A 22,855-nucleotide genomic window follows, 5' to 3' on the forward strand; every position below is an offset into this window, starting at 1 on the left:
TTCTGTCGGGAAGCGCGCGTCGCGTACGCGGCCGTCATCCTGAGGTGCTCGCCGCGAAGCGGCGAGCTCGATGGATGGTCGCAGGCCTCGGCGCTTGCGGCCTTTCCTTTGAGACGCGCAACCGCGCGGTCCTCAGGGTAGCGCCGGAAGCGTGGCGAAACAGGTAAAATCGACTTGATAACCTTTATCGCAGTAACGAAACGGAGATTTGGGCGTATAGTCGAAGACGAATTCAGGACGGACCAGCCATGTCGAGCATCACAGCCACCGAGCAGCGCGCGACCGCCGGCCCTGCCAAGATTATTCAGCCCGCGTGGGTGCGCATGATGCACTGGATCAACGCGGTGGCGATGATCCTGATGATCATGTCCGGCTGGCAGATCTACAATGCCTCGCCGCTGTTCAATTTCAGATTCTCGAGCTCGCTCACGCTGGGCGGTTGGCTCGGCGGTGCGCTGCTCTGGCATTTCGCGGCGATGTGGCTGCTGATGGTCAATGGGCTGGTTTATCTGGTGTTCGGCTTTGTCACCGGACGCTTCCGCAAAAAGCTCCTGCCGATCACGCCGCAGGGCGTGATTACCGATACCAGGGCGGCGCTGACCGGCAAGCTGTCGCACCAGGATCTGACCAATTATAATTACGTGCAAAAACTGCTTTATGCCGGGATCATTACCGTCGGCGTCCTGATCGTGCTGTCGGGCCTGGCGATCTGGAAGCCGGTGCAACTGCAATATCTGACGGCGCTATTCGGCGGCTATGACTTCGCGCGCTACGTTCATTTCATCTGCATGGCCTCGATCGTCGCGTTCCTGGTCGTTCATGTCGCCCTGGCGCTGCTGGTTCCGAAAAGCCTGCGCGCCATGATCATCGGCCGCTGAGATTCGAGGAGAACAATCATGGGCCGCATCCGCAGACTGCTGATCCCCGGCGTCGACAAGAAGCTGCTGATCAGGGATGCAACAAAGCTGCTGCCGGACCTGTCGCGGCGGCGCTTTGTCGCCGGCGGAGCCAGCCTCGGTGCGCTGACGCTGTTGACCGGCTGCGACGTCTCGGACAGTTTTTCCGCCGAGAACATGCTGAAGCAGATCTCGAAATTCAATGACGGCGTGCAGGCTGCGATCTTCAACCCCAACGCGCTGGCGCCGACATTCCCGGAAAGCGCGATCACGCGGCCGTTTCCGTTCAACGGCTATTACGATCAGGAAGATGCGCCGGATATCAAGGGCGCGGACTGGAAGCTCGAGGTGCGCGGCCTGGTTGACAACAAGAAATCCTGGACGCTGAAGGAACTCTACAAGCTCCCCGAGGTGAAGCAGGTCACGCGCCACATCTGCGTCGAAGGCTGGAGCGCGATCGGCAGCTGGAGCGGCACGCCGCTGCGAGACTTCCTGAAAATCGTCGGCGCCGACACGCGGGCGAAGTATTGCTGGTTCCAGTGCGCGGATTCCGACGGCTACAACAGCCCGCTCGACATGGCGAGTGCGCTGCACCCGCAGACCCAGATGACGTTCAAGTTCGACAATCAGGTTCTGCCGCGCGCTTACGGCTATCCGATGAAGATCCGGGTGCCGACCAAACTCGGCTTCAAGAATCCGAAATATGTGATCTCGATGGAAGTCACCAACGACTACAAGGGCGGCTATTGGGAAGACCAGGGCTATAATTCGTTCAGCGGGAGCTGATGTTGTATTGGCACGCAGGCGGCAGACCCGAACGCGATCGTCACCGCCGATCCCGAGCACAGTCCGGGCCAGGCAATGGTCTTGCCAATCGGGCAAGGCCGTTTTAGCACTCCGCGCGGATTTAACGTTTTCGTCGTGCCCGGCCTTGTGCCGGGCACCCGCGTCTTCTTGCCTTTGCAGGAAGCAGGACGTGGATGGCCGGGACCAGCCCGGCATGACGAAGTGATTCTCTGAGGTAACCATGCCCACCTACAAGCTCCTCCTGCTGCCCGGCGACGGCATCGGCCCCGAAGTGATGGCTGAGGTAAAGCGGCTGATCGACTGGCTCAATGCGCAAGGCATCGTCCATTTCGAGACCGAGCAGGGCCTGGTCGGGGGCAGCGCCTATGATGCCGACAGGGTTGCGATCACCGACGCCACCATGGCGCTGGCGCAGGCGAGCGACGCCGTGATCTTCGGCGCGGTGGGCGGGCCGAAGTGGGATCAGGTGCGTTACGAGGCGCGCCCGGAAGCGGGTCTGTTGCGCCTGCGCAAGGAGATGGCGCTGTTCGCCAACCTTCGGCCCGCGATCTGCTATCCGGCGCTGGCGGAGTCATCATCCCTGAAGCGCGAGGTGATCGAGGGCCTCGACATCATGATCGTGCGCGAATTGACCGGCGGGGTGTATTTCGGCGAACCGAAAACCATCACCGATCTCGGCAACGGCCAGAAGCGCGCGGTCGATACGCAAGTCTACGACACCTACGAGATCGAGCGCATCGCCCGCGTCGCGTTCGACCTGGCGCGCAAGCGGCGCAACAAGCTGACTTCGATGGAAAAGCGCAACGTCATGAAGTCGGGCGTGCTCTGGAACGAGGTGGTGACGCAGGTTCACAACCGGGAGTATCAGGACGTCGAGCTCGAGCACCAGCTCGCCGATTCCGGCGGCATGAGCCTGGTGCGCTGGCCAAAGCAGTTCGACGTCATCGTCACCGACAATCTGTTCGGCGACATGCTGAGCGACATCGCGGCGATGCTGACGGGCTCGTTGGGCATGCTGCCTTCGGCCTCGCTCGGCGACGTCGATCCGCGCACCAAACGCAGCAAGGCGCTGTATGAGCCGGTGCACGGCTCGGCGCCCGACATCGCAGGCTCCGGCGCGGCCAATCCGATCGCGATGATCGCCTCGTTCAACATGGCGCTGCGCTATTCGTTCGAGTTGGGAGAGCTAGCCAACAAGGTCGATTCCGCGATCGCGGCGGTGCTGGCAAAAGGCTTGCGCACCGCGGATATCAGGTCCGAGGGCACCACTGCGGTGAGCACGACACAGATGGGCGAGGCGATCTTGCAAGAAGTGCAGGCGCTGCACGGGTAAACCCCGCCGTCGTCGCCGCGCAGGCATATCTTGTCATATGCGGGCTTGACCCGCGTATGCATCGATCTTCGAAAATTTTTTGCGAAGCAGCAGGGATTGCCGAGGTCAAGCCCGGCAATGACGCCGGAGAAATGTGCATGCGCTAGCGCTACGCGGGGACAACACCGGTTGGGTGTCCTGCTCAATACAGCGGGAAACGTCCGCCAGACGCGTCGCCGAAGCCGAAATCGGAGGGTGGATTGAGCGGCTGGCGGTCGATCGGGCGATTGCGGTTTTCGCGCGAAAACGACGGATACCCGCCGTCGGGCGGAAAGGCGTAGTCCTGAAACTTGCGTTCGCCAGGAAGCACTTCGGTGCCGGCGTCGAGCCATGAGCGTTTGGTGACATAGATGCGGGTCGGCCCTTGCTGATAGACCGCGTTGGGACCGCTCGGACCGTAATAGGGACGGCCGCGATCATCGTATCTCCGCTTCACTTCGGCATTGGCCTGGGTTGAGGCGAGACCGAACGCAGCCACCGAGGCTGCCGCGAGCAACACCGCAAGCTGTTTTGCGGCGGGGTATCTGAAAATCATTATGTCCTCACGGGCAGTCGAACAGGCTACGTCGCACTTGCGGTCATTTTAGCTGCCGGGGCGCGGGCGCCACAAGGTCAATCGGGCAACACCGCATCACAATGTGTACGCCGTCATGCGCAGGCCTGACCCGCGCATCCGTCCATCTTCGCAAGATTCGGTTAAAAAGGATGGATTGCCGGGCCGATCCAGTAGGTCGAGCCCGGCATGACGAAGGGTCCAAGCGTAATGCCGGCGGCACCGCAATGTTGCATTGGAAACCAACATCTTGGCCGGATTCGCGGGTCACAGGCTGCCGCGCAGGCGCGGGTTCTGTGGGCCGGTCACCCAATCCGTCGGGATGACCGGTCCGGGCGCCGCCGGTGCGCAGTTGCCGCGCCTGAGCTCGGCATGGGCAAACCATTCCGCCAGTTTCGGGTCATTTCCGGCCGTGAGCAGGATCAACCGGTCCAGGATGCAGCCAATCGCGCCGCGGCGGGCCGGCAGCGTGTCGCCCTGGCAAGTCCAGCCGGAGATCCGCAAGCCGGGTTGGTCGAAGCTCTTCATGAAGCCGAGGCAGGACCCCGCATCGGCGTCGCGGCCGAGCAGGGCCACCGCGCCGAACTTGCTTTCGATGATACCGGCGGCCTGCAACTCGCGCATCCCGCCGGGATCCATGCGGCCCGCAATCTCAGCGATGGGCGGTACCGACAGGCTCAACTCGCCGCCCGGCCGGTAGATTTCCAGTTCGGCGATCGGTCTTTCGCCCTGCGTGCGCCAGCGAAATACGTCCTTGCGGCCGCCCGCCGGATGCCGGAAAATTTCGTAAGTCTCTGTTTTCCCGGGTAAATTGAATTGGCTGACGGCGAAAGCCGGATGCGCGCGGGCGGCCATCTCCCAGGCCTGCCGGGGCGCTGCATCGCCAGCGCGTCCAAGCGGCATGTCGTTCCACAGGCTGAGGCCAAGGATGGCAATCAGCGCCAGCGCACCCAGATATGCAACGACACGTGCAAGCACGCCGCTGCACTCGTCGGCAAAGCGCCGCAACGCCGGATGAATAGGTGCGGTGCGGGTCACCAAAACTGATAGCATCCAAATGCCGGGAATCTGGTCTAACGTTGTCTTAACCGCGTTTCTCGCATAGAAGCGCTGCCTCTTACCTTTCCGCCGTAGGGCGAGGTGATGCATTTTTGTTCGGAGAGTGAACGATGGGTTACAAAGTCGCGCTGGTCGGAGCGACCGGCAATGTCGGGCGCGAAATGCTCAGCATTCTGGACGAACGCAAATTCCCCGCCGACGACGTGGTGGCGGTGGCATCGCGCCGCAGCATCGGCGTCGAAGTGTCCTATGGCGACCGCACCCTGAAATGCAAGGCGCTGGAGCATTACGACTTCAGCGACGTCGACGTCTGCCTGATGTCGGCGGGCGGCGCGGTGTCGAAGGAGTGGTCGCCGAAGATCGCCGCGGCCGGTGCCGTGGTGATCGACAACTCGTCGGCCTGGCGGATGGACCCGGACGTGCCGCTGATCGTGCCCGAGGTCAACGCGGATGCCGTCGCCGGCTTCGTCAAGAAAAACATCATCGCCAATCCGAACTGCTCGACCGCGCAGCTCGTGGTGGCGCTGAAGCCGCTGCACGACAAGGCGGTGATCAAGCGCGTCGTGGTTTCAACCTACCAATCGGTGTCGGGCGCTGGCAAGGACGCCATGGACGAGCTGTTTTCGCAGACCAAGGCGGTCTACACCAACAGCGAACTCGTCAACAAGAAATTCGCCAAGCGCATCGCCTTCAACGTGATCCCGGAGATCGACGTGTTCATGGAGGACGGCTATACCAAGGAAGAGTGGAAGATGATGATGGAGACCAAGAAGATTCTTGATCCCAAAATCAGGCTTTCGGCCACCTGCGTGCGGGTGCCGGTGTTCGTCGGCCACTCCGAGGCGGTCAATATCGAGTTCGAGCATCCGATTTCCGCCGATGAAGCGCGCGACATTTTGCGCAACGCGCCGGGGTGCCTGGTGATCGACAAGCGCGAACCCGGCGGCTACGTCACGCCGTACGAAGCCGCAGGCGAGGATGCCACCTACATCAGCCGCATCCGCGAGGATGCTACGGTGGAGAACGGCCTTGTGCTGTGGTGCGTGTCCGACAATCTGCGCAAGGGCGCGGCGCTGAACGCGGTCCAGATCGCCGAATGCCTGATCAACCGCAAACTGATCAGCGCCAAGAAAAAGGCGGCGGCGTAACGCCGCGGTCTGGTGGTGCGTCATGCGCGGGCTTGACCCGTGCATCCATCTTCGCAAAGACTCTCTCAACGGATGGATTGCCGGGTCAAGCCCGGCAATGACGATGCCAATCGGAAATGCGAATGACCGAACCACCGGTTCCGTATCGGCCCAACCCGACGCTGAAACGCGTCGAGACCGGATTCGAAAGCCTGCTGTTCAACAGCCGCTGGCTGATGGCGCCGTTCTATTTCGGCCTTGTCGTCAGCCTTGCGGTGCTGATGCTGAAATTCTTCATGGTGCTGTGGGAATTCATCGTCCACGCGCCCGGCTTCAAGGAGTCCGACATTATCCTCGGCGTGCTCGGCCTGATCGACATTTCGCTCACCGGCAATCTGATCCTGATCGTGGTGTTCTCCGGCTATGAGAATTTCGTTTCCAAGATAGATCCCGGCGGTCATCCGGACTGGCCGGACTGGATGACCAAAGTCAATTTCGGCGGGCTGAAGCAGAAGCTGCTGGCGTCGATTGTCGCGATCTCGGCGATTCAGGTGCTGAAGGCGTTCATGAACATCGACACCGTGTTCGATCCCGGCAAGCTCGCCTGGCTGGTCGGGGTGCATCTGGTGTTCGTATTCTCGGCCTTCATGCTGGCGTTGTCCGACCGCTGGGGCGGCGGCGATCACGGCGGGGAGTAGCTGCTAGACCCCGTGCCCCGGACGCAGCGCAGCGCGTAGCGCTTGCGGAGCGGCATAAAGAATGCCGCACCGCGTCCGGGACACGAGAGGTGCTACGCGCTCTCCCTAACCCCGCGAAACTCCTTCGCCTCCTGGTCGAGCACGAAGAGCGAGCCTTCGGCTACGCCAAAATAGGCGCCGTGCAGATGCAGCTCGTTTCGCTCCACCAGCCGTTTCACGAATGGAAACGTCATCAGGTTTTCCAGGCTGCGGAACACCGCAGCCTTCTCGATCCGGGTGACGAAATCCTGCATCGTCTCGCGGTCGCGCTGTTCCACGATCTCCCCGGGCTTGATGAACATCGCCATCCATTTGCCGATGAAATCGCCGGGAGTCAGCGGGTCGATCTTGTCGACAAATGCGCGGATGCCGCCGCATTGGGCATGGCCCAGCACCACGATGTGCTTCACCTTCAAGACTTGCACGGCATATTCCAGCGCCGCCGACACGCCATGGGCGCCGCCGTCGGGTTGATAGACCGGCACCAGGTTGGCGATGTTGCGGACCACGAACAATTCGCCCGGGCCGACGTCGAAGATCACTTCCGGTGACACCCGGGAATCGCAGCAGCCGATCACCATCACTTCGGGCGCCTGGCCGCGCACCGACAATTCACGATAGCGCGACTGCTCGGTGGGCAGCCGTTGCGAGGTAAAGGTACGATAGCCTTCGAGCAGATGGAGGGGAAACGAGGACATGATAGGGGCTAACCATATGCGGAGAACGGGAACAAGTCTTTCGGACGGCGGGTTGAGATGTTATCGCGTGGAAACCGAGATCGACAAGGGAACGAGGCCATGATCCGCCCACGCCGCAGCCTGCTGTTCATGCCGGGGTCGAACCCGCGGGCGCTGGAAAAGGCGCGCATCCTTCCCGCCGATGGCGTCATCCTCGACCTTGAGGATTCCGTGGCGCCCGACGCCAAGGCGATGGCGCGGGATCGGATCGCTTCAGCCATCGCAGCCGGCGGCTTTGGCAGGCGCGAAGTGCTGATCCGCATCAATGCGCCGGATTCGCCATGGTGGATCGACGACATCGCCATGGCCGCCAAAGCCAGGCCCGACGGCATCCTGGTGCCCAAGATTTCCAGCGTCGAGGATTTGTCGGCGATCGCCGACCGCCTCGGCGACATCGGCGCCGACAGGTCGATCCGGGTCTGGGCCATGATCGAGACTGCGCGCGCGGTGCTGCATGCGGAGGAACTGGCGTCGTCGTCGCGCGATTCCGAGATGCGGCTGGCCGGTTTCGTGTTCGGGCCGAACGATATTTCCCGCGAAACCCGGATCCGGATGCAGCCCGGCCGCGCCGCGATGCTGGCGATGATCACCCATTGCATCCTCGCCACGCGCCTGCACGGCCTTGAAATCCTCGACGGGCCCTACAGCGATTTCAGCAATGTCGACGGCTTCGCGCAGGAATGCGCGCAGGGCCGCGACCTTGGTTTTGACGGCAAGACGCTGATTCATCCGGGCCAGATCGAGGTCTGCAACGCGATCTTCACGCCGCCGGCCGAAGAGGTCGCGCATGCGCGAAGGGTCATCGCGGCGTTCCAGCGGCCGGAAAATGCCTCGCGCGGCGCTATTCAACTCGACGGCCAGATGGTGGAGAGACTGCATGCGGACATGGCGAAACGCACCATTGCGATTGCGGATGCAATTGCGGCGATGGCGACCTGATCGCACGTCATTACGCGTCGTACTGGCGCTCATGGGCGTGCCGGCCGCGCCGGCGCTGGCGCAGGTCGCGCCGCTCGCCACGATTTCCGTCAGCGGCGAAGCCAGCGTGTCGGTGCCGCCCGATCTCGTGCAGATCGAAGGCGGCGTAACCACCGAGGCCAGGACCGCGCGCGAGGCCTCGGACGCCAACAATGCCGCGATGGGCAAGGTGCTGCTGGCGCTGAAGGGTGCGGGCATCGACGAAAAGGATTTCCGGACCTCGCGGCTGTCGCTGCAGCCGCAATACGCGCCCAACCGCAACGGCCCCAACGCCGTGGTCGGCTATCGTGCCGGCAACCGCGTCATCATCAATCTGCACGACGTCAGCAAGGTCGCCGGCACCGTTGACATTCTGGTCGGCGCCGGTGCCAACGACATCGGAGGCATCAGCTTCCTCGTGTCGGCCGCCTCGAAACTGCTCGATGATGCCCGCGAACAGGCGATCGCGGATGCCCGGCGCAAGGCCGAGATTTATGCCAAGGCTGCCGGCGTCACGCTGGGCTCCCCCGTCAGCATTTCGGAAGAGGGCGCGCCGGGTCCGGCGCCGTTTCGTAAGATGTCGGCCGGGGTCGCGGCGTCCACGCCCGTCGCGCCGGGCGAAGAGACGCTGCAGGTCACGGTCAGCGTATCCTGGGCGATCAAGCCTGCAGCACAATAGGTTTCGTCCTACGACGCACCAACTTAAATTTCCACCATCTGTCCGGGCTGCAGCGCCATAAAACGCTCGCGCGCAATGTTTGCGTCGTCGAGCGCCGCGGCCAGCGCGGTTACCGGGGCGTCGATGGCTTCGTCGGTCAGTTGAAACGTGCCGTGGTGGTGCGCCAGCGCCTGTGCCGCTCCGCAATCGGCCAAAGCCTTCACCGCGTCGGACGGGTTCATGTGCTGGTCCCGCATGAACCAGCGCGGCTCGTAGGCGCCGATCGGCAGGATCGCCAGCCGCAGCGGCCCGTGCGCCTCGGCGACGCGGCGGAAATGCTTGCCGTCGCCGTAGCCGGAATCGCAGACGATGTAGAGCTTGCCGGCCGGCGTCTCCAGTACGAAACTTGCCCACAGCGATTTGTTGCGGTCGAACAATCCGCGCGCCGACCAGTGCCGCGTCGGCACCAGTATCACCGCAACGCCGCTCCCGAGTTCTACGCGATGGTGCCAGTCGAATGCTTCGACATCGATCGTGCTGTCGGCGCTGCGCATGGTCGCGTCGTTGCCGAGCGGCGTGATCACGCGCGCCGCAAATTTAGCGGTGAGGCGCGACAGCGTGGCGACGTCGAGATGATCGTAATGGCCATGCGACACCAGCACCGCGTCGATTTCCGGCAGCGCATCGAATGCGATGCCCGGCGCGTTGTGCCGCTTCGGGCCGGCAAACGACAGCGGCGAGGCGCGATCCGACCACACCGGATCGATCAGGATATTCAGTCCCGATGTTTGGATCAGCCAGCTGGCGTGACCGACGAAGGACAGCCGCACCTTGTCGGCCGAAACGCGGGGCGGCGGCGTGTCGACGTAAGGGCTTGGCGCCCATTCCGGCCAGGGCTGCCGCCTGCGGTCGCGGCCGAACTGCCAGCGCAGCACGTCGCCGAGACTCTTCGGCGGCGAGCCATCCGGATCGAAAAACAGCCGGCCGTCGAAATGATCGGACGCCGGGCCTTCATAGTTGCGCATGCGGGAAGTCCAGAATGCCGAGAGCCCGGCTGCGGCGGCAGGGCCGGCGAACAGGGAAAGCAGCCGGCGGCGGGTGAGATACACGGGGAGCAGTCACAAGGGGGGTGGGAGAGCGGTAAGGACAGGCTGTATATCTGGCAAGGAGCACAAATGGGTTTGGCGATGGATATTTACAACGCGTGGTTCGATCTGAAGCCCGGCGTCTCCGATATGGATTTTTCCGATCGGCTCGCCGCCTATATGGACAGCCTGAAGAACGACGGGCTGATGCAGGGTTGGCGGCTGATGCGGCGCAAGCTCGGCCTCAGCGCGGCACCGGTCGGCGAATTCCACCTGATGATGGAATTTAGCGGCATGGCGCAGCTTGATCAGGCGTTCAACCGGGTGGGCAGCCGCCGCGAGCCAATCGAAATCCTGCATTTCTGCGTCAATTCGCTGGTCCAGAACGTGCAGTTTGCGCTATACCGCGATTTTCCCGACCCGGTGCGGTATCGGGGAGAAGAGAAATTCTGAATAGTCTTATAAGCATAGAGACGATTGATCATTTGCGCGGCGACAGTCAATATTGACTATGCCGGTCCGTCCCTGTAAATCTGCGCGCTTCTCGGAAAGACGTTCTTTTCGACCCGCCGCCCGGTCCCTGAGGCCGGAGGTCAACGCCCGACAGCGCGATGCGCCCTCGGGCGCAAACGCGTTTGGTGATGCATGTTCGACAATCTGTCGGAAAAGCTTGGCGGCATTCTCGATCGGCTGACACGGCGCGGCGCGCTGAACGAAGCCGACGTCGATGCCGCGATGCGCGAGGTGCGCGGCGCATTGCTGGAGGCCGACGTCGCGCTTGAGGTGGTCCGCAGCTTCACCGAGAAAGTCCGCGAGCAGGCGATCGGCGCCACCGTGGTCAAGTCGGTGACCCCCGGCCAGATGGTGGTCAAGATCGTCCATGACGAATTGGTCGCCACGCTCGGTTCCGACGGCCAGAGCATCGATCTCAATGCCGTGCCGCCGGTCGCCATCATGATGGTCGGCCTGCAGGGCTCCGGCAAGACCACCACCACCGCGAAGCTGGCGCGACGCCTGACCCAGCGCGACAAGCGCAAGGTACTGATGGCTTCGCTCGATATCTATCGCCCGGCGGCGATGGAGCAGTTGGCAGTGCTCGGCCGCGATCTGGATATCCAGACGCTGCCGATCGTCGCCGACCAAAAGCCCGCGCAGATTGCCAAGCGCGCGCTGGAGGCGGCAAAACTCGGCGGTTACGACGTGGTGCTGCTCGATACCGCGGGCCGCACCACGCTCGATGAAGCGATGATGGCGGAAGCCGCCGGAATCAAAACCGTGGCCAATCCGCATGAAGTGCTGCTGGTCGCGGATTCGCTCACCGGCCAGGATGCGGTCAATCTGGCGCGCGCGTTCGACCAGCGCGTCGGCCTTACCGGTATCGTGCTGACGCGCGTCGACGGCGATGGCCGCGGCGGCGCTGCGCTGTCGATGCGTGCGGTCACCGGCAAGCCGATCAAGCTGATCGGCACCGGCGAAAAGACCGACGCGCTGGAGGACTTTCATCCGGACCGGATCGCCGGGCGCATTCTCGGCATGGGCGACGTGGTGTCGCTGGTCGAGAAGGCCGCCGCGCATATCGATGCGGAAAAGGCCGCGCGCGTCGCCGAGAAGATGCGCAAGGGCCAGTTCGACCTCAACGACATGCGCGAGCAGCTTTTGCAGATGGCCAATATGGGCGGCATCAGCGGGCTGATGGGCATGATGCCGGGCATCGCCAAGATGAAGAACCAGATCGCCAATGCCGGACTGGACGACCGCATCTTGAAACGCCAGGTCGCGGTGATTGATTCGATGACGCGGCAGGAGCGCAGGACCCCCGACATCCTCAAGGCCAGCCGCAAGAAGCGTATCGCCGCCGGCTCCGGGCAAAAAGTCGAGGAAGTCAACAAGCTGCTGAAGATGCACCGGAACATGGCCGACATGATGAAGGCGATGGGATCGGGCAAGCGCGGCCCGATGGCCGGTATCGCGCAGGCGATGGGGTTTGGCGGCGGCATGCCGTCGCCGGAGCAAATCAAGGCGCTTGCGGAAAAGATGCCGGGCGGATTGCCGCAAGGCGGTCTGCCGTCCTTGCCGAAAGAACTTCCCGCCGGCCTGCGATCGGGGCTGCCGAATTTGCCCGGACTGACCGGTCTCAGCGGCAAGCCGACCCTGCCGGGGCTTGGCGGCTTTCCTGGCCTCGGCAAGAAGAAATGAGAAATTCACCGTCATTCCGGGGCGCGCGTCCTCGCGCGAACCCGGAATGACGGTAAAATTAAACGAACACCAGAACTGAATCCGAAGGAGAACTCCATGTCAGTCGTTATCCGCCTCGCGCGCGCGGGCACCAAGAAACGTCCGGTCTACCATGTCGTGGTCGCCGACTCGCGCTATCCGCGCGATGGACGCTTCATTGAGCGGCTCGGCCATTTCAATCCGCTGCTGGCGAAGGACAACGAGGCGCGGCTGAAGCTCGACATGGACAAGGTCAAGGCCTGGATGGCCAAGGGCGCGCAGCCGTCGGACCGCGTCGCGCGGTTCCTTGATGCCGCCGGCGTCAAGAAGCGCGAAGCCCGCAACAATCCGGAAAAGGCCGTGCCGCGCAAGGAGCGCAAGGCCAACGCCGAAGCCGCCGCCAAGAAGTAAGCGGCGGCGCCATGGCAGCGCTCGTCTGTGTGGCCCGGATCGGCGCGCCGCATGGCGTGCGCGGCGCGGTAAAACTGTGGACCTTTACGGAAGATCCGCTCGCCGTGCAGCGTTATGGTCCGCTCACGACCAAAGACGGCACGCGCCGGTTTGAAGTCGCCACCGCCCGCGAAGCGAAAGGTCATCTGGTCGCGACGCTGAAAGGCGTCGCAAGCCGCGAGGACGCCGAGCGGCTCAATGGCGTCGAGCTTTATGTCGCGCGCACCAGACTGCCGGCGACCGACGCGGACGAGTATTACCATGCCGACCTGATCGGGCTCGCGGCGGTGACGACCGCGGACCAGCCGATCGGCCGGGTCGCCGCGATCCACAATTTCGGCGCCGGCGACATCATCGAAATCGCGCCGCCGCATGGCGCGACCATGCTGCTGCCGTTTACGAACGCCGTGGTGCCGACGGTCGATCTGGCCGGAGGCCGCGTGGTGATCGAGCTTCCTGCGGAAATCGAGGGCGACGATCCCGATCCGACCTGAAACGCGGGCGGTGCAGCGCACCCTGCGTCATTGCCGGACTTGATCCGGCAATCCATCCGCTGCGAAAGACTCTCGCGAAGATCAATGGATACGCGGGTCAAGCCCGCGTATGACGCTTCTGGCTATTTCTGGTGATCGAAACGATGTGGCGCGCGACGGTGCTGACGCTGTTTCCGGATATGTTTCCCGGCCCGCTCGGCGTCAGTCTTGCGGGCAAGGCACTGGCGTCCGGGCTGTGGGCGCTGGAGGCGCGGGATATTCGGAACTCGGCCGCCGACCGCCACCGCAGCGTCGACGACACCCCGGCGGGCGGCGGTCCGGGCATGGTGCTGCGCGCCGATGTGCTGGCGGCGGCGATCGACGCCGCCGCTGTCGGCCCGGATCGGCCGCGCCTGCTGATGAGCCCGCGCGGCCGGCCATTGACCCAGTCGCGGGTTGTTGAACTCGCGGCCGGGCCGGGGCCGTTGATCGTCTGCGGCCGGTTCGAGGGCGTCGACCAGCGCGTCATCGACGCCCGCAGGCTCGAGGAGCTTTCGCTCGGGGATTACGTGCTGTCGGGCGGCGAAATCGCAGCCATGGCGCTGCTGGATGCCTGTGTCCGGCTGCTGCCGGGGGTAATGGGCAAGCTGGAATCCGGGTCGGACGAGAGCTTTTCCGATGGATTACTCGAATATCCGCACTATACCCGCCCGCAGACGTTCGAGGGCCGGCCGATCCCGGATATCCTGCTGTCCGGCGATCATGCCAAGGTCGGCGCCTGGCGCCTGGCCGAGGCGGAGGCGCTGACCCGGGCCCGGCGCCCGGATCTATGGGCGGCGAAGGCGCGCCAAAAACATCCAAAAAACACGACGGATGGGTGACAACGTCCCGGCTTTGCCGTATACGGGCGCCAAATCCGCGCACGAGCATGTTCAGGCAAAGTGGCATCCGGTTTGCCGTTGGAAGATGCGCTAATTGATCGATAGCGCGTATTCTTTCGCAAAACCGATATCCACTTTTGCGGAATACGCGCTGCAGGATAGATGGACGTAAGCGCTGGTCGCGCCTTGAGGGCTGCGGCGCGCCGCCGATGGAGATACCGATGAACCTCATTCAAGAGCTCGAAAAAGAGCAGTTCGACAAGCTGTCCGCCGGCAAGACCATTCCGGAGTTCGGCCCGGGCGACACCGTGATCGTCAACGTCAAGGTGGTCGAAGGCGACCGCTCCCGCGTGCAGGCCTATGAAGGCGTGTGCATCGGCCGTTCCGGCGGCGGGCTCAACGAGAGCTTTACCGTGCGCAAGATTTCCTACGGCGAAGGCGTGGAGCGCGTGTTCCCGGTGATGTCGCCGATGATCGATTCCATCAAGGTGGTTCGCCGCGGCAAGGTGCGCCGCGCAAAACTGTATTACCTGCGCAGCCTGCGCGGCAAATCGGCCCGCATCGTCGAGAAGAAGACGGACCGCGCCAGCGCCGTCGGCGAGTAAGCTGGTCCTCCTGGGGATGAGAAATGCGCGGGCTCATCCCGCGCATTTTCGTTGCGGCTTTCCGTCATTGCGAGGAGCACTTGCGGCGAAGCAATCCGGTCTTACTTCTCGCAAGAGACCGGATTGCTTCGCTTCGCCCGCAATGACAGTATGACCGGCATGTTTGACAACCGCCCGATCACCGCGGCACGCATCGTACTCGACGACCGCTCGCGCCTGCCGTGGCGGTTCTTCGGGCGGCTGACGACGGCTGCGCTGACGGCCTGAATTTTTGTCGCGGCCACACGCCGCCATGCGCATTCGCAGCTTCGTTCAACGACGATTCAAGGTCCATCATCATGTCCGATTCGAAATCCAAGCCGACCACGCTGTACGACAAGATCTGGAACGACCATCTGGTGCACGAGGCCGATGACGGCACCTGCCTCATCTATATCGATCGCCACCTGGTGCACGAGGTGACCTCGCCGCAGGCATTCGAGGGGCTGCGCGCGACGGGGCGCAAGGTGCATGCGCCGGAAAAGACGCTGGCCGTGGTCGACCACAACATCCCGACCACCGACCGCTCCAAACCCAATCCGGATCCGGAGAGCATCGAGCAGATGCGCGTGATGGCCGAAAACGCCCGTGAATTCGGCATTACCTATTACGACGAGCACGACCGCCGCCAGGGCATCGTGCACGTCATCGGTCCCGAGCAGGGCTTCACGCTGCCCGGCACCACCATCGTCTGCGGCGACAGCCACACCTCCACGCACGGCGCCTTCGGCGCGCTGGCGCACGGCATCGGCACATCCGAAGTCGAGCATGTGCTGGCGACGCAGACGCTGATCCAGAAGAAAGCCATGAACATGCGCGCCGTCGTCGACGGGCGATTGCCCGACGGCGTCACCGCCAAGGACATCATCCTCGCCATCATCGGCGAGATCGGCACCGCCGGCGGCACCGGCTATGTGCTGGAATATGCAGGCGATGCGATCCGTGCGCTTACGATGGAAGGCCGCATGACGGTCTGCAACATGTCGATCGAAGGCGGCGCCCGCGCCGGTCTGGTCGCACCCGACGAGAAGGCGTTCGAATTTCTGAAAGGCAGGCCGATGTCGCCGAAGGGCGAAGCCTGGGACGCCGCGATGCGCTACTGGGAAACGCTGCGCTCGGACGAGGCCGCGTATTTCGATCACGAGATCCGTCTCGACGCGGCGAAGCTGCCGCCGATCGTGACCTGGGGCACGTCGCCGGAGGACGTGGTGTCGATCGCAGGCGTCGTGCCGGACCCTGAGCGGATTCCGGACGAGGCAAAACGGCTCTCGAAACATCGCGCGCTGGATTACATGGGGCTGAAGGCCGGCACCAAGATCACCGATATCAAACTCGACCGCATCTTCATCGGCTCCTGCACCAACGGCCGCATCGAGGATCTGCGCGCGGCGGCCAAGGTGGTCGACGGCAAGACCGTCAACGGCAATCTCAACGCGATGGTCGTGCCGGGCTCCGGCCTCGTCAAGGCGCAGGCCGAAGCCGAAGGCCTCGACAGGATCTTCATCAAGGCCGGCTTCGAATGGCGCGAGCCGGGCTGCTCGATGTGCCTTGCGATGAATCCTGACAAGCTCGCGCCGGAAGAACGCTGCGCCTCGACCTCGAACCGTAACTTCGAGGGCCGCCAGGGTTTCAAAGGGCGCACCCATCTGGTGTCGCCGGCAATGGCGGCCGCGGCAGCGATCGCCGGGCATTTCGTCGATATCCGGGAGTGGCGCTAGGCTTCGACGAAGCTAAATCGGCTGCCCGTGCAAGGGCTTAAGCTGCATACCCGGCCGCCGGCGAGTGTTGCGGCAAACTTCAGGCGCGTTGCGGCAGAGTGAAGGCAACGGGTGGCTTGCGGCGGCGCATGACGGTGAAAAAGCGAGGCCACTCAAGCGCTTGATCCGAATACCGCGCGGCGCGGACATCATGCGATTTCGTTGCGACGAACCACGGGCAAAAATGCGGCGCAGATTTTCATGCGGCAACAGCCGGTTTTTTTCGTGGCTGATGCGTGACGGCGAGGGGCTGCCGCGGTCGCCGCCGTTTAGCTGAAAAATTGCCGCGGATTTGCCACGCGGCGGTAAGGTTTGTTCAGACCGGAGACATAGCCGACACATGTTCGGAGACATGACCGACACTTTTTCCGTCCATCAAGTCGATGGTTGCGACTTGGTGGGCGGCGAAGAAAATTTCGTAGCAACGCGCCGCGAGCGCGCTTGCCATCCGCCCCGGGCTGCCATGCGGACGCCGCGGCTGGTCGGCAACGTCCTGGTCAGCCCGCCAACGGCCAGCCATTTATAAGCCGTCGAGGGAGAATGCCGAACCTACGGCAAGCTCCCGCCGGCTTTGCTGAACGAGCGCCCTGGAATGACGGCCTATATGTCATCGGTGCGCTTCCCGAATGGCAATACGTCGTCCGACACTCCGGCTTGCGCGTGATCGGCGATCCTGCCCGCCAGCCGACGTGGATGCCCGGCACGAGGCCGGGTATGACGGCGGGGTCTACGTCGTGGACATGGTGCGAGCGTCTTGCTCCAAAGGGCGGCATGCCTTTGCGCAGCCGCTTCGCCTCCCGGTCGAACGCTGCCGGCCAGCGCGGGTCGGACGACGCCATTGCATTACCATGCGCTCGGCTGCACAATCCGGCACGTGTAAAATCCTGCAACCTCGTGCCTGGGAAATGCATCGATGAAGCGAGCGCTTGCTCTCGTTGCGGCCGGTATCTCGGCCAACATGCTGGTCGGCCTGGCGGCGCTCGCGCAAGCAGCTCCCGAGGTCACGCTGACGCGGCTCGACTGCGGAACGCCGCAGGCGCCGACCGCGGTCAACGCGCGCTTCTCCGACACGTTCGCGTATGGCGAACTGAAGCTGCAGTTCGTGTTCTCCTGCTATCTCATCAGGCACGGCGACGACTACATGCTGTGGGACACCGGACATGCCATGACGGCGCCCAACGTCGCGCCGAAGCTGAGCCTGGTCGACCAGCTCGCGCAGCTCAAGCTCACGCCGGACCAGATCAAAGTCGTCGGCATCAGCCATTTCCACGCCGATCACACCGGCCAGATCGCCTCGTTTCCAAAGGCGCTGGTGCTGATCGGCAAGGGCGACTGGGATGCGATCTCGAATCCTGCCCCGGCGCAAGGCGTCAACGCCGCACCCTTCGCCGCCTGGATCAAGGGCGAGGGCAAGGTCGAGCCGCTTGCCAATGACAAGGATGTGTTCGGCGACGGCAGCGTGATCGCCTTAAGCACGCCCGGTCACACGCCGGGCCATCACAGCCTGCTGGTGAAGCTGGCGCAGACCGGCTCGGTGCTGATCACCGGCGACGCCGTGCATTTTCGCGAGAATTACGACACCGACGGGGTGCCGTGGTTCAATTTCGACCGCGCGCAGAGCCTCGCCTCGATCGACCGCCTGAAAAAGATCGCCGCCAACGCCAAGGCAACCGTGATCATCCAGCACGACGCCCGCGATATCGACAAGCTGCCGGCGTTTCCGGCGGCGGCGAAATAGCGGAGGTCCGCAAGGGCCAGGCGCCTCGAAGGGCTGCTACCAGCCAAATCCGAAATCGAAGCCGAGCGGGAACGGCGCCGGCGCATAGAAGTACGGCCGGCCGTAGTAACCGCCATAGGAAGACCAGTCGTAGCGGCTATGGTCGTACCGGCTGGCGGCATAGGGGCTGGCGGCGTAGGGGCTGGCATCATAGGCGCGATAACCATAACCGCCATACCTGTATCCGTATCCGTACCCATCGTAGCGGTAAACGCGTTGCGCGCGCGCGGGCGTGAAGGGAGCGGCGCGCGCAACCGTTATCACTTTTGCCGCCGCGGCATTATCGATGCTGCCGGCGCACCCGGCCGCCACCAGCGCCGCCAATCCGATCCAGCTTTTCATCGCAGCCGTCCTTCACCGCAAAACGCCAGCCTTCGTCACGCAAGGCTTCATAACGCAAACCGTCATAACGCCACCCTTCATAACGCAAGTGCTGGCGACGCAAAACAGGCCCGCATTGCGGGCCTGTCCGATATTTGCGCGTATGGTTATGGCGCGGCGCTCACCAGCGGCGCCAGTGCCGGTGATGCCAGTGATGCCGGCGCCAGCCCCAATGCCGATGCCAGCCATAATGGCGGCGCCAGCCGTGATGACGATGCCATCGCACCTCGGTGGTCAGCTTGCCGGCGTCGTCCTGCACCGCCGCGGCGGCGCCCGGATTGATCAGCGACAAGGCCTGGGCGCGCTCGGCCGGCGCCGCCAGCACGAGCAATCCGCCGACGGCAAGAAAGCCCAGAATTTTCTTTACGTTCACGTGCACCTCCTCGGGATAGTGGATAACATCCGACGCGGGGAAGCGACTGAACCCTGCCGCTTTGCCACGACGTGAATCGAAAGCTAGGGACAACGACGTGAATGGTGAATGAATGTCCACGCCGCAAAGATGAATGCGGAACGCGCGCGGGGCCGGTTCCGGCTGCATGGAGAACATTTCACATGCGCCTGCAAACCGCGGGGCCGCTCGTGCGTATCTCAGCCAACAAATCGTCACCGGAGATCATCATGCTGCAGCACATATTTCGACCGGCGTACCTCGCCATTGCCGCCGCTTGCGCGGTTCTGCTGCCGGCAGCAGGCGCCTTCGCCTCGCAAGGCCCCGGCGGCGGCATGGGTAGCGCCAGCAGCCTTACGCAGACCGCGATGGCCATCGTCATCTACGGCGCCTCGGCGCTGATCGTCGGCACCGGACTGATCGGCGCGCTGCGGCAGCGTTGAGGGCGAACCGCACGCAACCGTCATCCCGGGGCGCGAGCAGCGAGCCTCGAAGGATGCGCCGCACGCAGCGGTGTCCGCGGCCATGTGGATGCCCGGCACAAGGCCGGGCATGACGAACCGGACGGCAAGGCCCGGGTTCATTGAGTGCTTTTTCGGCGCGCGCTCTCGCGGCTACGGCTCAGCCCGGCCGCCAGAAGCAGTTCATGCGCGGCGTAATGACCGTGCCGCTGGGCCGGAACTCCTGCACATAGGTGGCGGTGCAGTCGCGCACGGCATTGCGGCCCGGAAAATAGCGCGGATACACATCGTCGGGATTGTAACGGGGATAAACCCGCAGCCGTGTCGGCGGGCGCCGGACGCGGCGGTCCTGCGCTGAAATGTCGGTGGCGGCCGGCGCCGATGCCTGCGCGCGCGGCGCGGTCTGCGCCTGTGCGGCTGCCGGCCACAGCCACAGCAATGTCCCCGCCGTCGCCAGCGATAATACCGTAGTTCCGGTCCGCATGATCAGCCTCGACTGCAAGATACCCGACCCGGTACGGTCCCCGATTGCCGCGCGGAGGTCAACCATTCCCGACCCGGGTTTTGCCCAATTGCGCCCGATCTTCTAAACAGGCGCGATGTGGAGCTGCAGCAAAGCGCCGTCTCTGGCGGAGATGGAAGCCATGGCGCATGACGTGTTCGAGCGCCTGCCGACGGGTTTTCGCGCCCTGTGCCAGGGCGTGATCCTGCGCGTCGACGATTTTCCCGGCGACGACGTGCTGGACGAGATGGGCGCGGCCAGCGAATTCGATCTGCTCGGCCTGTTCCAGGGCACCGGCCTGCCGCAGCAAAGCAATGACGACATCGCGCGGCTGCCCAACATGGTCTGGCTCTACCGCCGGCCGATCCTGGATTACTGGGCCGAGCACGACGAAACGCTCGGCCACATCGTCCGCCATGTGCTGATCCACGAGATCGGACACCATTTCGGGCTGTCGGACGCCGATATGGAAAAGATCGAGGCGGGGGCGTAGGGCGGAGCACGCTTCGCAAGCCGCCCCACGATGAACGACGATGGACACTTTAACCCTTGGACCGCCGCCCCGATCGGGCTAAAACGTCGTCTCACATCCGGGAAACACCGCCATGGACAAGTTCACCACGCTCGAGGGTGTCGCCGCGCCCTTGAAGATCATCAATGTCGACACCGACATGATCATCCCGAAGCAATATCTGAAGACCATCAAGCGCACCGGCCTCGGCAAGGGCCTGTTCTCGGAACAGCGCTACAAGGACGACGGCAGCGAGAACCCGGATTTCATCCTCAACAAGCCGGCCTATCGCAATGCCAGGGTGCTGGTCGCCGGCGATAATTTCGGCTGCGGCTCCAGCCGCGAGCATGCGCCGTGGGCGCTGCTCGACTTCGGCATTCGCTGCGTGATCTCGACCTCGTTCGGCGATATTTTCTATAACAACTGCTTCAAGAACGGCATCCTGCCGATCCGCGTCAGCCAGGACGATCTCGACAAGCTGTTCGACGACGCCGAGCGCGGCGCCAATGCCACCCTGACCGTCGATCTGGCGGCCCAGCAAATCCGCGGGCCGGACGGCGGCACGGTGAAATTCGAGATCGACGCGTTCCGCAAGCACTGTCTGCTCAACGGCCTCGACGACATCGGCCTGACGATGGAGAAGAAGGCGTCGATCGACAGCTACGAGGCCAGGGCGAAGCACGAGCGCGCCTGGGCGTGAGCTGCCTGCAACTGCGCCGCCATCCTGAGGCGCTCGCCGTCTTCGGCGGACTTCGAAGGATGGAAGCGGGCGCAGGTGGCGATCCTTCGCAATGCCGCGCAGGTGCGCGGCTCCTTGGAGCCTGGCCGAAAAAGCAGCCCATATTTCCCCGCTTCAGCGGTCGGATTGAAAATGGTTCACTCGTCATGCCCGGGCTTCGTCCCGGCCATCCGAGTCTTTCCTGCTTCGGCGCCTTTAAGACGTGGATGCCCGGCACAGGGCTGGGCATGACGAACCAATGGCGACGCCTGATTTCATGGGATGCTGTTTCGGCCGGACTCCGAGGATGACGATGGCGGTCGTGGCCCTGATCCGAAACGTTCGGCGCCGGCGAGAAGATTGACGCATGCTCCCCGCCGTCGTCACCTTCTGGCACGGCCCGCTCGACCGCCTGAGGCAGGTGTGCCTGCGGTCGCAGCTCGCCGCCGGCCATGCCGTCACCGTCTACAGCTTCGAGCCGTTATCCGGTCTGCCCGACGGCGTCGACAATGCCGAGGCCGGAGCGATCCTGCCGCGGGCGTTCGCGGAAAAACTGCGGCCGTCCGGCCCGGGCGGCGCCTGGCGCGACTGGACCACGCTGCAGTTCTCGGATTTTTTCCGGATGCGGCTGATGGCGCGCAACGCCGGCCTGTGGCTCGACGCCGACGTGCTGCTGCTCAAAGCGGTCGAGGTCGCTCCGGAAAAACCTTATTTCGCGTGGGAACGGCCGCGGCAGCTCGGCAACTCCGTGCTGTATCTGCCGCCGGACCACGCCATCGTCGCCGCGTTCGAAGACCTGATGCAGCAGGACGCGTTGACGCCGGACTGGCTGGCGCTGCGGCATCGCCTGACCTTCGCGCTGCATCGGCTGCGCGGATCGCGCCGCGTCTCCGACATCCGCGTCGCGCTCTATGGTCCGGCGGCGCTGACCGCGCTGGCGCGCAGGGCCGGCGAACTGCATCACGCGCTGCCGAAGAAATCGTTCTATGCGGTCCACGCCGAACCGGGCCTGTTTTTCGAGCGATCCGATTTTTCCGCGCTGACTTCGGATCCGGACGTCATCGGCCTGCACGTCTCGCCGAAAGGCCGCGGCGACGCGCGTCCCGTTCCCGGCAGCCTGTACGCCTGGGCGTCAGCGCGGTTGGAGGCGTAGGGCTGCCGCGGTTTTTACTTCAGCGGGACATAGACGTTGATCACCAGCTTGTCTTCCGCGGTCTTCAGCGGATCAGTGATGTATTCCTCGATGAAGGTGTCTTTCGCCTCCAGTTTCTTGTCGTCGAGGTGATTGGTGATCGCCTCATAGGTGTTGTCCATGTTGTCGTACGAGCCGCGATGGACGAATTTCAGCGCCTTGCCGTCCGGCGTCTGGCCCATGCTGACATCCTTGGGCAGGTTCTTCGGCTCCTGGTCGACCGGAATTTCAGCCAGATAAGTAAAACCGTTGTCGTCGGTCGAGGTGTAGACGATCATCGAATTGCCGGCTGACTTGATGCCCTGCTTGTCGAGCAGGCCCGAGATCTTCTTGAACGAGTCGGTCAGCGTCTCGAACGCCGAATCCCAGTTGGCGCTGCCCTTGAGGACGACCGCGGTTTTCGGCGTCAGCGTGGTTTCGTCGCCGAACGGATCCGCGGTCTGAACCGGGGCTGCCGCCGGGGGCGGGGTCGCCGGGACTTCCGCGGTCGGGGGCGGGGTCGCGGGAGCGGCAGG

At 63.7% G+C, this 22,855-nt stretch carries 27 protein-coding genes; 19 read left to right on the plus strand and 8 right to left on the minus strand.

What is annotated here, in order from left to right; all coding sequences use genetic code 11:
• Positions 1–248 precede the first annotated feature (248 nt).
• The 3 genes from ACFE72_RS20025 to leuB all read left to right on the plus strand — a co-directional run bounded on the left by ACFE72_RS20025 (position 249) and on the right by leuB (position 3,036).
• The gene (locus tag ACFE72_RS20025; protein ID WP_375414863.1) at positions 249–878 is read left to right on the plus strand and encodes a cytochrome b/b6 domain-containing protein; all 630 of its coding nucleotides are present in this window, start codon (positions 249–251) and stop codon (positions 876–878) included.
• 18 nt (positions 879–896) lie between these two features.
• The gene (locus ACFE72_RS20030; RefSeq protein ID WP_375414864.1) at positions 897–1,682 is read left to right on the plus strand and encodes a molybdopterin-dependent oxidoreductase; all 786 of its coding nucleotides are present in this window, start codon (positions 897–899) and stop codon (positions 1,680–1,682) included.
• Positions 1,683–1,923: 241 nt separating this feature from the next.
• The gene (gene leuB / locus ACFE72_RS20035; RefSeq protein WP_375414865.1) at positions 1,924–3,036 is read left to right on the plus strand and encodes a 3-isopropylmalate dehydrogenase; all 1,113 of its coding nucleotides are present in this window, start codon (positions 1,924–1,926) and stop codon (positions 3,034–3,036) included.
• 181 nt (positions 3,037–3,217) lie between these two features.
• Here the strand turns inward: leuB and ACFE72_RS20040 are convergent, their stop codons facing one another.
• Both ACFE72_RS20040 and ACFE72_RS20045 read right to left on the minus strand, forming a co-directional pair.
• Positions 3,218–3,610 carry a hypothetical protein gene (locus tag ACFE72_RS20040; protein ID WP_375414866.1) on the minus strand — a complete coding sequence of 131 codons (393 nt, stop codon included), beginning with the start codon at positions 3,608–3,610 and terminating at the stop codon, positions 3,218–3,220.
• Positions 3,611–3,895: 285 nt separating this feature from the next.
• A complete protein-coding gene (locus tag ACFE72_RS20045; RefSeq protein WP_375414867.1) occupies positions 3,896–4,777 on the minus strand; it encodes a hypothetical protein in 882 nt (293 codons plus the stop codon).
• A gap of 20 nt (positions 4,778–4,797) precedes the next feature.
• On the opposite strand from ACFE72_RS20045, the gene ACFE72_RS20050 reads away from it, so the two are divergent.
• Together ACFE72_RS20050 and ACFE72_RS20055 are read left to right on the plus strand one after the other, a co-directional pair.
• Positions 4,798–5,835: an aspartate-semialdehyde dehydrogenase gene (locus ACFE72_RS20050; protein ID WP_375414868.1), complete on the plus strand. Its 1,038-nt coding sequence runs from the start codon at positions 4,798–4,800 to the stop codon at positions 5,833–5,835.
• A 122-nt stretch (positions 5,836–5,957) separates the two neighbouring features.
• On the plus strand, positions 5,958–6,512 hold the full coding sequence (locus ACFE72_RS20055) for a TIGR00645 family protein (RefSeq protein ID WP_375414869.1): 555 nt from the start codon (positions 5,958–5,960) through the stop codon (positions 6,510–6,512).
• 92 nt (positions 6,513–6,604) lie between these two features.
• Here the strand turns inward: ACFE72_RS20055 and ACFE72_RS20060 are convergent, their stop codons facing one another.
• Positions 6,605–7,249 carry a carbonic anhydrase gene (locus ACFE72_RS20060; RefSeq protein WP_375414870.1) on the minus strand — a complete coding sequence of 215 codons (645 nt, stop codon included), beginning with the start codon at positions 7,247–7,249 and terminating at the stop codon, positions 6,605–6,607.
• Positions 7,250–7,348: 99 nt separating this feature from the next.
• Between ACFE72_RS20060 and ACFE72_RS20065 the strand changes: the two genes are divergently transcribed.
• Positions 7,349–8,227, plus strand: a complete 879-nt coding sequence (locus ACFE72_RS20065) for an HpcH/HpaI aldolase/citrate lyase family protein (protein ID WP_375414871.1) — start codon at positions 7,349–7,351, stop codon at positions 8,225–8,227.
• A gap of 31 nt (positions 8,228–8,258) precedes the next feature.
• Positions 8,259–8,924 (plus strand): SIMPL domain-containing protein, encoded by a 666-nt coding sequence (locus tag ACFE72_RS20070; RefSeq protein ID WP_375414872.1) that lies wholly within the window; start codon positions 8,259–8,261, stop codon positions 8,922–8,924.
• 23 nt (positions 8,925–8,947) lie between these two features.
• Here ACFE72_RS20070 and ACFE72_RS20075 read toward each other — a convergent pair whose 3' ends face one another.
• The gene (locus ACFE72_RS20075) at positions 8,948–10,012 is read right to left on the minus strand and encodes an MBL fold metallo-hydrolase (RefSeq protein WP_375414873.1); all 1,065 of its coding nucleotides are present in this window, start codon (positions 10,010–10,012) and stop codon (positions 8,948–8,950) included.
• A 66-nt stretch (positions 10,013–10,078) separates the two neighbouring features.
• Between ACFE72_RS20075 and ACFE72_RS20080 the strand changes: the two genes are divergently transcribed.
• The 8 genes from ACFE72_RS20080 to ACFE72_RS20115 all read left to right on the plus strand — a co-directional run bounded on the left by ACFE72_RS20080 (position 10,079) and on the right by ACFE72_RS20115 (position 18,145).
• The gene (locus tag ACFE72_RS20080) at positions 10,079–10,441 is read left to right on the plus strand and encodes a DUF6614 family protein (protein ID WP_375414874.1); all 363 of its coding nucleotides are present in this window, start codon (positions 10,079–10,081) and stop codon (positions 10,439–10,441) included.
• Positions 10,442–10,633: 192 nt separating this feature from the next.
• On the plus strand, positions 10,634–12,184 hold the full coding sequence (gene ffh, locus ACFE72_RS20085) for a signal recognition particle protein (RefSeq protein ID WP_375414875.1): 1,551 nt from the start codon (positions 10,634–10,636) through the stop codon (positions 12,182–12,184).
• Positions 12,185–12,280: 96 nt separating this feature from the next.
• The gene (gene rpsP, locus ACFE72_RS20090) at positions 12,281–12,613 is read left to right on the plus strand and encodes a 30S ribosomal protein S16 (RefSeq protein WP_375414876.1); all 333 of its coding nucleotides are present in this window, start codon (positions 12,281–12,283) and stop codon (positions 12,611–12,613) included.
• Positions 12,614–12,624: 11 nt separating this feature from the next.
• Positions 12,625–13,146, plus strand: coding sequence for a ribosome maturation factor RimM (gene rimM, locus ACFE72_RS20095; protein ID WP_375414877.1), 522 nt, complete (start codon positions 12,625–12,627; stop codon positions 13,144–13,146).
• Positions 13,147–13,289: 143 nt separating this feature from the next.
• Positions 13,290–14,006: a tRNA (guanosine(37)-N1)-methyltransferase TrmD gene (trmD, locus tag ACFE72_RS20100; RefSeq protein WP_375414888.1), complete on the plus strand. Its 717-nt coding sequence runs from the start codon at positions 13,290–13,292 to the stop codon at positions 14,004–14,006.
• A gap of 221 nt (positions 14,007–14,227) precedes the next feature.
• Entirely contained in the window at positions 14,228–14,611 is a 384-nt protein-coding gene (gene rplS, locus ACFE72_RS20105) for a 50S ribosomal protein L19 (RefSeq protein WP_375414878.1), read from the plus strand.
• A 338-nt stretch (positions 14,612–14,949) separates the two neighbouring features.
• A complete protein-coding gene (gene leuC / locus ACFE72_RS20110) occupies positions 14,950–16,368 on the plus strand; it encodes a 3-isopropylmalate dehydratase large subunit (protein WP_375414879.1) in 1,419 nt (472 codons plus the stop codon).
• 952 nt (positions 16,369–17,320) lie between these two features.
• A complete protein-coding gene (locus ACFE72_RS20115; protein ID WP_375414880.1) occupies positions 17,321–18,145 on the plus strand; it encodes an N-acyl homoserine lactonase family protein in 825 nt (274 codons plus the stop codon).
• Positions 18,146–18,181: 36 nt separating this feature from the next.
• On the opposite strand, the gene ACFE72_RS20120 is transcribed toward ACFE72_RS20115, so the two are convergent.
• Both ACFE72_RS20120 and ACFE72_RS20125 read right to left on the minus strand, forming a co-directional pair.
• A complete protein-coding gene (locus tag ACFE72_RS20120) occupies positions 18,182–18,526 on the minus strand; it encodes a hypothetical protein (protein WP_375414881.1) in 345 nt (114 codons plus the stop codon).
• A gap of 160 nt (positions 18,527–18,686) precedes the next feature.
• Complete coding sequence (locus ACFE72_RS20125) at positions 18,687–18,938, minus strand: hypothetical protein (protein ID WP_375414882.1); 252 nt, start codon at positions 18,936–18,938, stop codon at positions 18,687–18,689.
• 182 nt (positions 18,939–19,120) lie between these two features.
• Here ACFE72_RS20125 and ACFE72_RS20130 point away from each other — a divergent pair, with 182 nt between their 5' ends.
• Positions 19,121–19,399: a hypothetical protein gene (locus ACFE72_RS20130; protein WP_375414883.1), complete on the plus strand. Its 279-nt coding sequence runs from the start codon at positions 19,121–19,123 to the stop codon at positions 19,397–19,399.
• A gap of 178 nt (positions 19,400–19,577) precedes the next feature.
• Here ACFE72_RS20130 and ACFE72_RS20135 read toward each other — a convergent pair whose 3' ends face one another.
• A complete protein-coding gene (locus tag ACFE72_RS20135) occupies positions 19,578–19,901 on the minus strand; it encodes a hypothetical protein (RefSeq protein WP_375414889.1) in 324 nt (107 codons plus the stop codon).
• A gap of 115 nt (positions 19,902–20,016) precedes the next feature.
• On the opposite strand from ACFE72_RS20135, the gene ACFE72_RS20140 reads away from it, so the two are divergent.
• The 3 genes from ACFE72_RS20140 (at position 20,017) to ACFE72_RS20150 (ending at position 22,301) form a co-directional block, all read left to right on the plus strand.
• Entirely contained in the window at positions 20,017–20,412 is a 396-nt protein-coding gene (locus ACFE72_RS20140; protein ID WP_375414884.1) for a metallopeptidase family protein, read from the plus strand.
• A 112-nt stretch (positions 20,413–20,524) separates the two neighbouring features.
• A complete protein-coding gene (leuD, locus tag ACFE72_RS20145; RefSeq protein ID WP_375414885.1) occupies positions 20,525–21,130 on the plus strand; it encodes a 3-isopropylmalate dehydratase small subunit in 606 nt (201 codons plus the stop codon).
• Positions 21,131–21,515: 385 nt separating this feature from the next.
• Positions 21,516–22,301 carry a hypothetical protein gene (locus ACFE72_RS20150; protein ID WP_375414886.1) on the plus strand — a complete coding sequence of 262 codons (786 nt, stop codon included), beginning with the start codon at positions 21,516–21,518 and terminating at the stop codon, positions 22,299–22,301.
• A 14-nt stretch (positions 22,302–22,315) separates the two neighbouring features.
• On the opposite strand, the gene ACFE72_RS20155 is transcribed toward ACFE72_RS20150, so the two are convergent.
• Positions 22,316–22,855 (minus strand): GyrI-like domain-containing protein (locus tag ACFE72_RS20155; protein ID WP_375414887.1); only part of this gene is annotated, 540 nt, incomplete at its 5' end.

It is taken from the genome of uncultured Bradyrhizobium sp., from assembly GCF_964252615.1.
GTDB lineage: Bacteria > Pseudomonadota > Alphaproteobacteria > Rhizobiales > Xanthobacteraceae > Bradyrhizobium.

Coding starts and splice junctions, on each gene's coding strand:
- ACFE72_RS20025 (WP_375414863.1), top strand. CDS start 249: ATGTCGAGCATCACAGCCACCGAGCAGCGCGCGACCGCCGGCCCTGCC.
- ACFE72_RS20030 (WP_375414864.1), top strand. CDS start 897: ATGGGCCGCATCCGCAGACTGCTGATCCCCGGCGTCGACAAGAAGCTG.
- leuB (WP_375414865.1), top strand. CDS start 1,924: ATGCCCACCTACAAGCTCCTCCTGCTGCCCGGCGACGGCATCGGCCCC.
- ACFE72_RS20040 (WP_375414866.1), bottom strand. CDS start 3,610: ATGATTTTCAGATACCCCGCCGCAAAACAGCTTGCGGTGTTGCTCGCG.
- ACFE72_RS20045 (WP_375414867.1), bottom strand. CDS start 4,777: ATGCATCACCTCGCCCTACGGCGGAAAGGTAAGAGGCAGCGCTTCTAT.
- ACFE72_RS20050 (WP_375414868.1), top strand. CDS start 4,798: ATGGGTTACAAAGTCGCGCTGGTCGGAGCGACCGGCAATGTCGGGCGC.
- ACFE72_RS20055 (WP_375414869.1), top strand. CDS start 5,958: ATGACCGAACCACCGGTTCCGTATCGGCCCAACCCGACGCTGAAACGC.
- ACFE72_RS20060 (WP_375414870.1), bottom strand. CDS start 7,249: ATGTCCTCGTTTCCCCTCCATCTGCTCGAAGGCTATCGTACCTTTACC.
- ACFE72_RS20065 (WP_375414871.1), top strand. CDS start 7,349: ATGATCCGCCCACGCCGCAGCCTGCTGTTCATGCCGGGGTCGAACCCG.
- ACFE72_RS20070 (WP_375414872.1), top strand. CDS start 8,259: ATGGGCGTGCCGGCCGCGCCGGCGCTGGCGCAGGTCGCGCCGCTCGCC.
- ACFE72_RS20080 (WP_375414874.1), top strand. CDS start 10,079: ATGGGTTTGGCGATGGATATTTACAACGCGTGGTTCGATCTGAAGCCC.
- ffh (WP_375414875.1), top strand. CDS start 10,634: ATGTTCGACAATCTGTCGGAAAAGCTTGGCGGCATTCTCGATCGGCTG.
- rpsP (WP_375414876.1), top strand. CDS start 12,281: ATGTCAGTCGTTATCCGCCTCGCGCGCGCGGGCACCAAGAAACGTCCG.
- rimM (WP_375414877.1), top strand. CDS start 12,625: ATGGCAGCGCTCGTCTGTGTGGCCCGGATCGGCGCGCCGCATGGCGTG.
- trmD (WP_375414888.1), top strand. CDS start 13,290: ATGTGGCGCGCGACGGTGCTGACGCTGTTTCCGGATATGTTTCCCGGC.
- rplS (WP_375414878.1), top strand. CDS start 14,228: ATGAACCTCATTCAAGAGCTCGAAAAAGAGCAGTTCGACAAGCTGTCC.
- leuC (WP_375414879.1), top strand. CDS start 14,950: ATGTCCGATTCGAAATCCAAGCCGACCACGCTGTACGACAAGATCTGG.
- ACFE72_RS20115 (WP_375414880.1), top strand. CDS start 17,321: ATGAAGCGAGCGCTTGCTCTCGTTGCGGCCGGTATCTCGGCCAACATG.
- ACFE72_RS20120 (WP_375414881.1), bottom strand. CDS start 18,526: ATGAAAAGCTGGATCGGATTGGCGGCGCTGGTGGCGGCCGGGTGCGCC.
- ACFE72_RS20130 (WP_375414883.1), top strand. CDS start 19,121: ATGCGCCTGCAAACCGCGGGGCCGCTCGTGCGTATCTCAGCCAACAAA.
- ACFE72_RS20135 (WP_375414889.1), bottom strand. CDS start 19,901: ATGCGGACCGGAACTACGGTATTATCGCTGGCGACGGCGGGGACATTG.
- ACFE72_RS20140 (WP_375414884.1), top strand. CDS start 20,017: ATGTGGAGCTGCAGCAAAGCGCCGTCTCTGGCGGAGATGGAAGCCATG.
- leuD (WP_375414885.1), top strand. CDS start 20,525: ATGGACAAGTTCACCACGCTCGAGGGTGTCGCCGCGCCCTTGAAGATC.
- ACFE72_RS20150 (WP_375414886.1), top strand. CDS start 21,516: ATGCTCCCCGCCGTCGTCACCTTCTGGCACGGCCCGCTCGACCGCCTG.